At 53.2% G+C, this 12,524-nt stretch carries 9 protein-coding genes; 3 read left to right on the top strand and 6 right to left on the bottom strand.

Going from position 1 to position 12,524, the window contains the following annotated elements; all coding sequences use genetic code 11:
- Positions 1-45: 45 nt before the first annotated feature.
- Complete coding sequence (locus tag BLR00_RS07895; RefSeq protein ID WP_074631864.1) at positions 46-1,152, top strand: tellurite resistance/C4-dicarboxylate transporter family protein; 1,107 nt, start codon at positions 46-48, stop codon at positions 1,150-1,152.
- Positions 1,153-1,212: 60 nt separating this feature from the next.
- On the opposite strand, the gene BLR00_RS07890 is transcribed toward BLR00_RS07895, so the two are convergent.
- From BLR00_RS07890 to BLR00_RS07865, 6 genes are all read right to left on the bottom strand, one after another.
- Positions 1,213-3,009, bottom strand: coding sequence for an autotransporter assembly complex protein TamA (locus BLR00_RS07890; RefSeq protein ID WP_256324082.1), 1,797 nt, complete (start codon positions 3,007-3,009; stop codon positions 1,213-1,215).
- A 451-nt stretch (positions 3,010-3,460) separates the two neighbouring features.
- Entirely contained in the window at positions 3,461-4,234 is a 774-nt protein-coding gene (locus tag BLR00_RS07885; RefSeq protein ID WP_074631863.1) for an MlaA family lipoprotein, read from the bottom strand.
- Between the two features lie 523 nt (positions 4,235-4,757).
- Positions 4,758-5,414 (bottom strand): PqiC family protein, encoded by a 657-nt coding sequence (locus tag BLR00_RS07880; protein WP_107797723.1) that lies wholly within the window; start codon positions 5,412-5,414, stop codon positions 4,758-4,760.
- On the bottom strand, positions 5,411-7,132 hold the full coding sequence (locus BLR00_RS07875; protein WP_074631862.1) for a PqiB family protein: 1,722 nt from the start codon (positions 7,130-7,132) through the stop codon (positions 5,411-5,413). Before BLR00_RS07875 ends, BLR00_RS07880 begins: the two co-directional genes overlap by 4 nt.
- Complete coding sequence (locus BLR00_RS07870; RefSeq protein ID WP_074631861.1) at positions 7,129-7,824, bottom strand: paraquat-inducible protein A; 696 nt, start codon at positions 7,822-7,824, stop codon at positions 7,129-7,131. Before BLR00_RS07870 ends, BLR00_RS07875 begins: the two co-directional genes overlap by 4 nt.
- On the bottom strand, positions 7,811-8,446 hold the full coding sequence (locus tag BLR00_RS07865; RefSeq protein WP_074631860.1) for a paraquat-inducible protein A: 636 nt from the start codon (positions 8,444-8,446) through the stop codon (positions 7,811-7,813). Before BLR00_RS07865 ends, BLR00_RS07870 begins: the two co-directional genes overlap by 14 nt.
- A gap of 209 nt (positions 8,447-8,655) precedes the next feature.
- On the opposite strand from BLR00_RS07865, the gene ftsH reads away from it, so the two are divergent.
- Positions 8,656-10,503, top strand: coding sequence for an ATP-dependent zinc metalloprotease FtsH (ftsH, locus tag BLR00_RS07860; RefSeq protein ID WP_074631859.1), 1,848 nt, complete (start codon positions 8,656-8,658; stop codon positions 10,501-10,503).
- 475 nt (positions 10,504-10,978) lie between these two features.
- Positions 10,979-12,370 carry a DEAD/DEAH box helicase gene (locus BLR00_RS07855; protein ID WP_074631858.1) on the top strand — a complete coding sequence of 464 codons (1,392 nt, stop codon included), beginning with the start codon at positions 10,979-10,981 and terminating at the stop codon, positions 12,368-12,370.
- Positions 12,371-12,524: the final 154 nt, after the last annotated feature.

Here is a 12,524-nt window from a genome sequence, read left to right as displayed (position 1 = left end):
CGCGTGGCATACCGCGAGATTGCCTATCACTGTGGATTCCCAGGCATGGAACGGCTCGGTACTACTATCAGCAACGGTATAAAAGATTTTCACCCTGCTTATTTTGCGATGGTGATGGCTACTGGCATTGTATCCATCGCTTTTGAAGCGATGGCTTTCTCCTGCATAGCAAAAACTCTTTTTCTGCTGAATCTGGTCTTTTATTCGATTTTATGCGTCATCCTGGCTGCACGCCTGTTACTTTTCCGCTCGAATGTGATGGCGGATCTCAAAATCCTTCCGCGGGCATGGCTTTTCCTGACGTTTGTGGTGGGCACCAATACAATCGGAGCGCAGCTTGTCATATTTCAGCATGCCACCACTCTGGCGAGTTTACTATGGCTTATCGCACTGATCAGCTGGATCATATGTATCTACTTCATTCTTTCCGACGTCATCCTCATGCGGAAGAAAACCGTACGGAAAATGGTGAACGGCGCCACGCTGCTGATTATTGTCAGCACAGTCTCCATAGCTCTGCTGGGGCTGCGCCTGCTGGACGCAACAGCCATACATGCCGCGTATGCCTACTTTGCCACATGGATTTTCTGGGCCTCCGGATTCGCTCTATACCTGTTCATCGTTCCATTGATAATTGATCGCCTCTTTTTTAAACCCCTTGAGCCTGGAGATTGGGAAGCCCCTTACTGGATCTGCATGGGAGCGCCGGCAATCATTACCCTGACGGGTTCGGAGTTTGTCATGCATATGCCCGCTGTACCGGAATGGGAAGATATTCGGGAGATTACGCTGCGGATAACGATTCTTGCATGGGTCATTGGAACATCATGGATTCCCTATCAAATTTTCATGGATATCCGGCAACTCACCACCGTTAACGTCGCGGGTCGAGCACCGTTATGGATTAAAACCTTTCCATGGTTGCGGCTGGCATTCGGCAGGCAACATTATTTCTATGACCCTTCCTCATGGAGCAGAGTCTTTCCCGTAGGAATGTACACCGCCTGTACGCTCTCCCTGGCGAAAGCCACAGGTTCCGCGTCACTGGGTATCATTCCCCAATATTGGGGCTGGTTTGCGCTACTGATCTGGTCTCTGACATTGATTGGCACTATGCGTTCTGTGATATCGTGGCGACTCTCGTCGCGCTGAACCTGCTTTGACTATGGATGGCTCGGCGTCTCCCTGATCCGGGATGATGTCTATACATCATCAGAATGCCACAGCAATCGAAAAGTGCAGCCGCAATTTGCCATCTCTCTGACCTCGAGCGAGATCCAGTGCCAGTGGCCCAACCGGGCTACGCCAGCGAATTCCACCGCCATAACCAACGGCGAGATGCAGGCGATGCAGACTATCGGCGGCATCTCCGGCATCGGTAAATACGGCGGCGCCCCATTCGCGTGTGAGCCAGTGATTGTACTCGATGGTCCCGCTAACCATCGCCGTGCCGCCCACGATGGCCTGGCCTTCCTGCACACCCAGGCTTTGAAAGTCATAGCCGCGCACAGACTGTATGCCCCCGGCGCGAAACAAATATTCCTGCGGAATACCAAAACGCGAGTCGGCAAAGGTATATCCCGCCTCACCGCGCAAAAATAACACATCGCGCTTACCTACTGGGTACCAATACTGATGACGATAGTAAGTACGCAGAAAACTCTGATCGGACAACAATTGCTTGCTGCCGCCACCGATGCGAAATTCTATCACGCTGCCATCGCGCGGAAACAATGCATCATCCACCGAGCGGTAGCGCAATTGCCCATCCAATACCAGCGTTTGATTGGTCTGGTGCAAGCCGCCTTTGGGGTCCCGATCTTCCCGTTGCCAATTGATTCCGATCCGGGTTTCGGTCTTCCCCACAAGCTGGTTACGATTCAAAGCAACTTTCTCGCGCAAAGTGTCCAGATCCTCAATGGTAGTTCGATCGATGCCCGCACCCAGGGAAAACCAGCGGCCCGCTCGATTCGGCAGGCTATCCACCGCCATGGCCAGTGACTGACGTTTCTGCTCCAGGCGCAACAGACTGCTGAACCGCAATGCCCTGCCCAGAAAATTGTGATTGCCATAATTGATCTCTCCACGTGCCCCGGTATTGGAGCTGTAGCCTCCGCCAAACGATATGCGCTGCGACTGCGTCTCCGACAACGTCACCTCCACGGGCGCTGCTTGATGTGCCGCCACATCCGGTTCGACACTGACCAGGGCCGAACCGAATTGAGCTAGGTTCTGAAGTTTTGTCTGGAAAGCTTGTAGCTGATCCCGCCGGTAAGGGTCGCCGGCTTTGAACGGGGCAAGATTGTTAACCAGCTTTGGATCGTAGCGATTAAGTCCCTTGATTACGATATTTCCATAGTGGAAAACAGGCCCCGAATCCACTATTACCAACAGCCGGACGCGAGCGGAGACAGGGTCCACCTCCGCCTTGCTCTCGTCAATTACTGCCGCGGCATAGTCATCCCGCGACACACTGGATATTAATGCCGCTTTAGCTTCTTCCCACGCCGGCGAGCGGAACGGATCACCCGCACGCAGAGGCCAGGCGGCCCGCAGACTTTCAATGCGTGCGCGCCGCTCAGGCGCGTCGACTGCAAGATCTCCCTTGAATTCAATACGGACTTCGGTAATCAATGCGCGCGGCCCCGGCGCGACTTCCAGCACCGGGGTTTCATCCGGAGTGGATTGCAATGTTAGTGCGGGTGTGAAATAACCTTCGGTAGCAAGGAGTTCGCTTATTTCCTGCCGCGCCCGGCGCATGAAAGTGGCTCGGGCAATGTCATCCACCACCGGTTCGGCAGGCAACTGGAAATGAGTCTTCAGCAAATTCCGCAACGATTCCGGGGCGGAAATAATGACAGGTGGCGAATTGTTTTTAGCTTCGGATGGCTGTACCTCATGTGCCTCGGCCACACCACTCCCCAGCGCAAAAAAAATGAGCGCCGGAAGGAGGACTGATATTCCTGTTCGCGCTGGATAAGGATAAGTGAAATATTCGGCGAGAGACATGGCAAAGTGAGGGTTCATGCCGCGGGAACACTGGTCCACAACGTCGCGGAATGTTCCCGGCCATAGTCAAATGGAATTTCCGCATGACTGCGCAACAGCTATGTTAACGAAATACCTAGCAGCCTGTCGGACTTAAAGAATCGAAGTGAAAAAGTGACTGGGCGAGGGCAGATTTTGGCGGTTTTGAAGGCCAATAGTTGTTCTATTGGCCGAAAAAGCGGCGAAATATGGACCGGCCAGACGCTTTTGCAGCCGATTTCCTTTAAGTCCGACAGGCTGCTAGATTCGAAAGTGCATGCAGGCAACGTGCCTGCAAAAGGGATATGGGATCAAATTGAACGTGGCTGTCGCTGCTATAGCCGACGGGACCCGATGAACGCACCCACTGGATAATACCTAGCTACGTCCGTCAACGCAACCGGCCGAAACAAGATAGGATGGAAACCGTACTTCAGCGCACCGGTTTGCCGGGAAGTTCATCCTGCATCGCAGGATCATCGTAGGCTTCGCGTGGCGGGTCGCCGTCATATATCAAATGCTTGCGCTGCTGCAGATAAGCGTCCCGCACAAACAGGTAGGGCTCAACCGCGGCGTCGTCGCGAATCCGCATGGGACCGGATAGCCGCGCTCGCTTATCAACAATGCCAAGAATGGAAAGCGGCACCGTGACGGGAGCGCCTATCACATAAATACCGAAATAAAAGAGACCGTTTGTAAATACGCTGACGGGAATGCCTGATACATCACGGTTGCTGCTGGGCCCGAGCAAAGGGATAAACAAATAAGTTTTTGCATCAACACCCCATACCCCCAGCGTCTGTCCGAAGTCTTCGTTGTGCTGCGGCAGACCCATGGGCGAAGCCATATCGAAGAATCCAGCTATACCGATGGTCGAATTGACCGCGAAACGCAGCGTGTCCTGGAATCCTTGACGTACCTTGCCTTGCAAAAAACTATTCAGAACCACATTCGGATATGCCAGATTGTCATAAAAATTTCCGACAATGCGCTGCATACGGTCAGGCACGTAATCGATATAGGCATCAGCAACCGGCGCCACAATCCTCCGATCGATCACATCCGTGAATGCATAGGATTTACGATTGATGTTCTCATAAGGGTCGATCGGATCTGTGCTCTGGTCGTGCGGCCGCGTGGTGGCGCAACCACCAAACAGCACTGTGCATATCAGCACCAGGAAAGTGATCGGATGACTATGTCTCATGAGCAGTGGGTAAGTAAGGTTATGATATTGATATATGTGGCATCCATCAGCAAGGTGCCTGCCCCCGAAGTATAAACGATTAAGGTGATGGATTCTTCTGGAAATTGGTTCACCATAAGCGGGAAAACCACCGCCGGGAGCATGAGGACACACCTGCTGGTACAAATACGATATTCGCCTACGAAATCGGCTCCAGCGGTATTCTCCACACTTCGCGAAAGAAAGGATTTGTTACGAGTGGAATCAAGACAAAGAGACAGGTTGGCGCAGGACCTTGAAGAAATCCCGCTTGGGCCAGGTTTAGTCTAACCCAGCCTTTCCATCCAACTGATCTATAAGCTAGGGCCTGTTAACACTTATTTCGCACCCGCGACGGCGACTGATTTCATCCAGTACGAGGCATGAGCCGCGCGGCGGAGCAGGCCTCCGTAAGCGGCGAGTAACGAAGGGCTGGATGAAATCAGTCCCGTCCCTTCGGGTTGCTACACAAAAAACGCGGATGCGAAATAAGTGTTAACAGGCCCTAATAGACATCATCAATTTTTCTCTGCGGTACGCAGGTTGCGGCACGGCCTGACTCCAGTTCAACCAGATTCTTCGACACTTCCGCAACCACATTCGAAACCGCGCGTTGCACACCTTTAACCACGCCCCCGATACCCCCGCTGGCCGCCTCTGAAATTACCGCATAACATACAGCGCCACGGCCATCGTTAGAACGCGTAATCGCCCAGCCAAATCTTGCCTGCACCCTATCGCCGACAATGGCGTCAAATTCATTCAGCTCAATCGCAATGCGATAGACAGGTTGATCGGGTTTATGAACCCCGCGTACGTCGTTTACCGCTCCGGTTTGCTCAGCAATGCCGGTAGTAAACGCATCACGCAGTTCCTTATTGAAATGCGATGACCAGCGATCCTGTTCAAGGATAAAAAGCTGAGTTTCGTCCCCCGAGCCCCGAGAGCGCACAACCAGTTGCGGGCGGGCGAGCCGTTCCGGCACGTTAACCGGCATCACTTCAATATAAATTGGCGCGGGGGAACGTTGTGACGCATCCGTCACCTCGGAGGGTTTGGACGGAACCGACAGCGTATAAAACCGCGTATCCGGAACCGACGCGCAACCAGCGGCCAATAATGCTCCCACCATGCCAAGAATGCCGCGTGTCATTGGTTTCATTGTTTATCCTTTTGCTTGCCCCGAATTATCGCTTCAGGATGAAGCTCGAAATAGTCTGTCAAGACTCGCAGTGAAGCGGCCGCCCGCGTCAATTCCTGCAGGGCCTGGCGTAAATCCTGCGCCAACGGAGCATTTCCAGACAATATGCGCTCCGTCTGATTCAAGGTTTTGCTCACATCCTTCAACGCCACGGCCATTTCGGGCGCCACATCGTTGTTCAATTTGTCCGCCAGCCGTCCGGTGCTGTTCAGCGTTTGCTTAAGCTCTTTTAACGAATCGTTTAACTCATTGCCAATCTGATCGAATGGAATTTTATTAAACTTCTGCGCCAGCGCCGCAATCTGTGCCTGCATTTGCTCAACGTTACCGGGAACAGTGGGCAATAGAAGTAATGTGGGTGGAGCATCCGTGGGTAGAGCATCCGTGGGTGGAGCATCTTTGGGCGCAGCATCTGCGGGCGAAGCTTTTGTGCCGGTCCCATTTTTGGAAGCAGCTTTATTTGCCGCGGCGACCTCGGGGAAAAAATCAAGAGCAACGTAAAGCTGCCCGGTAAGGAGACTGCCGGTTCTTAATTGGGCAGCTAGGCCACGCTTGATCAGGAAGTGCAACCGCTGTTGCGGCGTGATCTTTTCTTCGTCTCGAGCTTGGATATACTTCCGTCCGATACGCGCCGGATAAATTTCCACCAGCACCGGCATGTTGAATTCCTTTCGCTCGCGATCATACTCTATGCCTATGGATTTGACCTGCCCCAGTATCAGCCCGCGGAAATTTACTTCAGCCCCAGGCGTCAGACCACGCACCGATTGCTTGAAATAAAGTAATACGGTTTTTGCTTCGCCATCATCATCCTTCATCGCTTCAGTTTGATCTTTAGCCAGTACAAAAGTGGTATTCTCATTTGCGGGAGCGCCTCGCATGAACTCTGGAGCTTGAAACGCAAGACCACCAAGCAGGATACTCATCAACGATTGAGTATTAACAGCAACGCCGCTGGCGCTTAATTTCACTTCAAAACCACTTGCATGCCAGAAGCGCGTATTGACCCCGACAAATTTGTCATAGGGTGCGTTAACAAATATGCGCATGGTGACTTTCTTGCCGTCTGGATCCAGATCATATGCGCTTACCTTCCCTACTTCGATGCGGCGGAAATAGACAGGCGAACCAATGTCAAGCGATCCAATATCATCAGCATGCAAGACAAATTGCTTGCCGGATGCGTCGCGCGTGACGATCGGCGGCACTTCCAGTCCGGTGAACTTGTGTGATTTATTCTTTTCAATACCCGCATCGGCGCCAATATACCCGCCGGACAGCAGGGTGCTAAGTCCGGATATACCCGAACTTCCCATTCTGGCGCGCACCACCCAGAAACGGCTGTCGGCCACCGCAAAGTCTTCCGCTTCCTTGTTCAAGAGCACGGTCACCAGGACCCGGGTATGATCTTTGGCAAGCTTGACTGCTGTCACGCTACCGATTTCGACTTCTTTATATTTGACCTTGGTCTTCCCCGCTTCCAGTCCGTCGGCGGAGCGGAACTCGATAACAATTTCTGGACCGCGCTGAAGCCACGTATGGACCGCGAGTGTAATACCGATGACTGCGGCAAGTATGGGAATCAGCCAGATTAACGAGGGCATCCAGTCCCTCTGCCGGGCCTTTTCAGGCACAGGAATTGTCTCGTCAGCAGGTTCTTCTATTTTTTCTTCGCTCATACCGATTTCCTGGATTTGTGTTCATTAGTGTCCCAAGTCAAACGGGGATCAAAGCTGTGGGCTGCAAACATGGTCAACGCTACCACAGCAGCGAATGCAGCGATGCCTGTTCCAGCATATATTGTGGCAAACCCCTTGATCTGGACGAGGCCAGCCAGGATTGCCACGACATAAACATCCAGCATCGACCAGCGGCCGGTTACTTCAACAAGACGATAAAGCTTTGCCCGTTGCAAGAGCCGCCAGTTGCTGCCCCGCTGCACCGTGATCAATAGAAGCATCAAAGCCGCCAGCTTGAACAGTGGAACAAGAAAACTGGCGATAAAGATAATCGCCGCCAACTCCCACGACCCGGAAACCCAGAAATAGATGATGCCGCTCATGATAGTGTCTGCATGATCACCTGCTATCGAGGAGGTGATCATAACCGGCAACACATTTGCGGGGATATACATGATGCAGGCCGCAATCAGGTACGCCCATGTCCGGTTAATGCTATCGGGCTTGCGTACGTGCAGACTTGCTCCGCACTGTCCGCAATGATCGTGGGCCGTAACATTCTTCCACAAAGTGCCGCAATAATGGCACAACGTCATGCCCAGCCCTGCCGCTGTCTTTACAGGCGCTTTGGTCGTGGATGGCGCGGCCTCCGGAGCATTGGTCGACACCGAAGCGGCGCTACTTGCCCGCATATTGTTTTCTCCTGTTGTCTTGACGAGCCATTCGCCAGATATGACGAGGATTAAACGACAATACCGCCGCAAGAAGAATAGTAAGAACGCCGAATGCCATCAGGGCTGTGCCGGGTACCACAGTCGCCATACTCGTCAATTTAACATACGCCACAATCGTGCCAAGCAGAAACACTTCCACCATCGCCCATGGCCTCACCATTTGGACCAGTCGCGCCACAAAATTGAATTCAGGGTGATGGTATTCAGCTCTTTTTACCGCGATAAGCAAATACATCAGGGTAAGAAGCTGCATCAATGGAAACAGAATGATCGTAACCAGCACCAATAACGCCACGCCAGGCATTCCTGCGTCGTTCAGGGAAAGAACCGCGCCGATGATCGTAGTCCGGTTGACATTACCCTGGAATTGCATCTCAACGATCGGGAAGACATTGGCGACAACAAACATAAGCAAACAGGCGATCGTCAACGGTAGCGCGCGCCGACTGTGAACGCTCATATCCTGTTCCAGCGCAGCGCCACAACGACCGCAAAGCGTCACTTCATTGTGACCCAGCGCTAATCTGCGGTGAATCGCATCGCATTCTTCACAGGCAATCAGGTCGGTTACTTCCTGCATGTTTTTTCATTATTTGCGTAGCGAATAATATTGATAATACATCAAGATTCATATTTTGCTGGAAAATAATGCGCTCCGCTTGATGGTAGTGTGATTCTCGCTTTTATACATAGCGTCCGCCCGTCTATACCTGTTCCTGGCGTGTGCCATACTGAAACAAATCGCTTTCCGAACTGTCTTTAATAACTGGACACAACAAGGAAAACCCGATGGACAAGAAAACCCAAATCAACGCCTGGTACGTGATCGTTGCGGTACTCGGCGTTCTGGTGGTGCAGAACCTTTATAAGCAATATACAAAGGTTGAGCCGATCCCCTATAGCCGCTTTCATACATTACTGGAGCAGGACAAGATCGCCGAGATTGCAGTGACCGAGAATCACATTTACGGATCGCTCAAAGAGAAAGGGGCCGACGGATTAAAGGATTTCGTCACCACACGGGTGGAACCCGAACTGGCCGATAAACTGGATAAGCATAATGTAATTTATACCGGGATAATTCAAAGTACCTGGGGCCGCGATCTGTTGTCCTGGCTGCTGCCGATGGCGGTCTTCATCGGGATTTGGCTATTTATCATCCGCCGCATGAGCCAAGGCGGCATTAGCGGCGGCGGACTGATGTCGATCGGCAAGAGCCGCGCCAAGGTATTCGTGGAGAAAGAAACCAAAGTTACCTTTGCCGATGTGGCCGGTGTCGATGAGGCGAAGGAAGAGCTGATCGAAATCGTCAATTTTCTGAAGGACACGGAAGGGTATAGCCGCCTCGGCGGGCGGGCGCCAAAAGGAATCCTGCTGGTCGGCCCGCCGGGTACCGGCAAGACCCTATTGGCACGTGCCGTTGCGGGCGAGGCAAGTGTTCCGTTCTTTTCGATTTCCGGCTCGGAGTTTGTCGAGATGTTCGTCGGCGTCGGCGCAGCCAGGGTACGCGATTTGTTCGAACAGGCACGCCAGATGGCCCCGGCCATCATTTTTATCGATGAACTGGATTCGCTTGGGCGGGCTCGCGGTGCCTACGGACTCGGCGGACACGACGAAAAGGAGCAAACGCTGAATCAGCTATTGGCCGAACTCGATGGTTTCGATGCAAAAAGCGGGGTTGTATTACTCGCCGCAACCAATCGGCCGGAGATCCTCGATCCGGCATTGCTGCGTGCTGGAAGGTTCGACCGCCAGGTCCTGGTGGACAGGCCGGACAAGTTAGGCCGTGAACAAATTCTGGCTGTGCATCTGAAAAAAGTGAAATTCGATACCGATGTGAAGCCGGAACAGATCGCGGCATTGACGCCGGGCTTCACCGGCGCGGATCTTGCAAATCTGGTCAACGAGGCGGCGCTGCTCGCCACCCGGCGCAGAGGCACGTCGGTAACAATGGATGACTTCAATAATGCCATTGAGCGCATCGTCGCCGGGCTTGAAAAACGAAACCGTCTGCTTAATCCGGTTGAACGCCGTGTGGTCGCATTCCATGAGCTGGGACATACCCTGGTTGCGCTGGCGTTGCCGGGTACCGACGAGGTACACAAGGTTTCCATCATCCCGCGCGGTGTCGGCGCCCTCGGCTACACGATCCAGCGTCCGACCGAAGACCGGTTTCTGATGAGACGCGTGGAGCTGGAAAACAAAATGGCTGTGCTGTTGGGTGGACGTGCGGCTGAGCATGTGGTGTTCAATGAGGTTTCGACAGGCGCATCGGATGATATTGCCCGTGCCACTGACCTCGCGCGCGCCATGGTATTACGCTATGGAATGAGCGACGCCCTGGGTAATGTCGCCTACGATCGCGACCGCTCGGCGTACCTCCAAACCGGCATGCCAGTACCACAAAACCGGGACTACAGCGAGGAAACAGCGAATGCTGTCGACGCCGCTGTGCGTGAGCTCGTGGATCATGCGCTGGAGCGCGCTGTTGCCATACTACAGCTTAATCGCGCTCTGCTTGACCGCGCCGCGGATGAATTGCTAAAGACCGAGACGCTGAACCCGCCTCAGATCGAGGCGTTAAAACGAGAGGTTGTCAGCGGCCCCGCCGAACCTCTATCTCCGCCAGCGGCATAGCGTTTGTATAAACGCGTATGGATATTACGGTTGCTCTGCGCTTTGCCGCCGTTTCTATTTAAAAAAATAAGTTCTAAACAGACTCCGGTTCCTGTATACTCCGCGCTTCGATGAAAAGGCTCCTATGTCTTTTTGCCTTTTTTTCGGTTCATCGTTCCTGACCTCTCTTCGATTTTCAAGTCTCCAACGGAAATTGTGCGGTACCGTGGTTAGCGGCGATGTTTTATGTGCGCGCCAGCGGTACCTTGCCCATTAATCTCCGGCAGCTATATTCTGTTCGCGCGCGTTAGGGCGCTTCTATAAATTCAGAGCTCCAGGCAAGACAATCCGCGACGCGGATGTTTGCAAAGAAATTTTTGTGCTGCATATCAATAATGCAAGCGGAAAATTTTGAGCAATATTCATGCTTTGAGCTCGTCACCGCACTGAGAACTTATGGGGCGCACCATATTTTTCACTTAATAGGAAAAACAACGTGTCTTTTGAAAATCTTAATCTGCATCCACTTATTCTTAAAGCTGTTATCGACTCGGGCTACACTACGCCTACCCCTGTTCAGGCACAGGCCATTCCTGAACTGATCGCAGGGCACGATATCATGGCCTCGGCCCAAACTGGCACCGGCAAAACCGCCGCATTCATGCTGCCGGCACTGCACCGCCTCGCAACGCCTTCCAAAGTACATAGCCGCGGCCCGCGGGTACTGGTATTGACCCCGACGCGGGAACTTGCGCTTCAGGTATCCGAAGCTGCCGCCAAATATGGCAAGCATCTGCCTCGCGTCAGAGTCGTGAGCATCCTCGGTGGAATGCCATATCCGCTACAGAATAAATTGCTTTCGCAGCCGGTGGATATTCTTGTCGCGACACCTGGCCGTTTGATTGATCATATTCAGCGTGGACGCATCGATTTTTCGCGCCTGGAAATGCTGGTACTGGATGAAGCCGACCGCATGCTCGACATGGGCTTCATCGATGATGTGGAGAGAATTGCTTCGGCCACGCCCGCGACCCGCCAAACCTTGCTATTCTCCGCTACGCTGGACAGTGCGATAGACAGGGTTGCTGCACGTCTGCTGAAAGCGCCCAAGCGTATCCAGATTGCAACGCAGCAGGCGCGGCTCGATAACATCGAACAACGGCTGCATTATGTTGACGACATTTCGCACAAAAACCGGCTGCTGGATCATCTACTACGCGATATCACGTTGAAACAGGCCATTGTTTTCACAGCCACCAAGCGCGACGCCGATATGCTGGCGGACAATCTTTCCGCCCAGGGACATGAAGCCGCCGCATTGCATGGCGACATGAATCAGCGCGACCGTACCCGCACGCTGACCAAGCTTCGTCATGGCGGGCTGCGGGTGCTGGTAGCGACTGACGTCGCCGCACGGGGAATCGACGTGGTCGGCATTACCCATGTGATCAATTTCGATCTGCCGAAATTTGCCGAAGACTATGTACATCGCATTGGCCGCACCGGCCGCGCGGGTGCATCGGGAATCGCGGTATCATTTGCTTCAGGTAAGGATGGCGTCAATCTGAAGAAAATCGAACGCTTTACTGGCCAGCGGATCGACTCTCACGTAATACCTGGACTTGAGCCGCGATTCAAGCCGCGTCCCGCTACGGGCGGCCCATCCAGGGGTACGCCCAGCGTCGCCCACAAACGTAACCGTACCTGGGCAAACGATAGTGGACGCCCCGCTAGCGGCTCTAATAACGCCAATGGAAATTGGGATAATAGCCGTAGCCGTTCATTTAACGATAATCGGGAAAATACGCGGGGCAATGCCGGGGGAAATACCCGCAGCCATACCTTCGGCAACAGCGGCGCTCCAAGTCCCTATTTCAGAAGCAAATAAGCATTTCTGTTAATGCAACTGGCTCGGCATGTCCGAGCTGGTTGCAGTAGCCAGCGCAGGATAGGATTGGTGAAGTGAAGCGAAGCGCAATCCATCGCTATTGAAACAACAGGTAGGCTTCGCCTCTCTACAAAAACATCATTTCGAAAATGAG

Origin of the sequence: Nitrosospira multiformis, assembly GCF_900103165.1 — a bacterium.
Lineage (GTDB): Bacteria > Pseudomonadota > Gammaproteobacteria > Burkholderiales > Nitrosomonadaceae > Nitrosospira > Nitrosospira multiformis_D.
The sequence above is the reverse complement of the archived record's forward strand: the minus strand, read 5'-3'. Positions and strand labels throughout refer to the sequence as shown.

Excerpts from the sequence above, each read along its gene's own strand:
- BLR00_RS07895 (WP_074631864.1), top strand. The coding sequence starts at position 46 with ATGGAACGGCTCGGTACTACTATCAGCAACGGTATAAAAGATTTTCAC.
- BLR00_RS07890 (WP_256324082.1), bottom strand. The coding sequence starts at position 3,009 with ATGTCTCTCGCCGAATATTTCACTTATCCTTATCCAGCGCGAACAGGA.
- BLR00_RS07885 (WP_074631863.1), bottom strand. The coding sequence starts at position 4,234 with ATGAGACATAGTCATCCGATCACTTTCCTGGTGCTGATATGCACAGTG.
- BLR00_RS07880 (WP_107797723.1), bottom strand. The coding sequence starts at position 5,414 with ATGAAACCAATGACACGCGGCATTCTTGGCATGGTGGGAGCATTATTG.
- BLR00_RS07875 (WP_074631862.1), bottom strand. The coding sequence starts at position 7,132 with ATGAGCGAAGAAAAAATAGAAGAACCTGCTGACGAGACAATTCCTGTG.
- BLR00_RS07870 (WP_074631861.1), bottom strand. The coding sequence starts at position 7,824 with ATGCGGGCAAGTAGCGCCGCTTCGGTGTCGACCAATGCTCCGGAGGCC.
- BLR00_RS07865 (WP_074631860.1), bottom strand. The coding sequence starts at position 8,446 with ATGCAGGAAGTAACCGACCTGATTGCCTGTGAAGAATGCGATGCGATT.
- ftsH (WP_074631859.1), top strand. The coding sequence starts at position 8,656 with ATGGACAAGAAAACCCAAATCAACGCCTGGTACGTGATCGTTGCGGTA.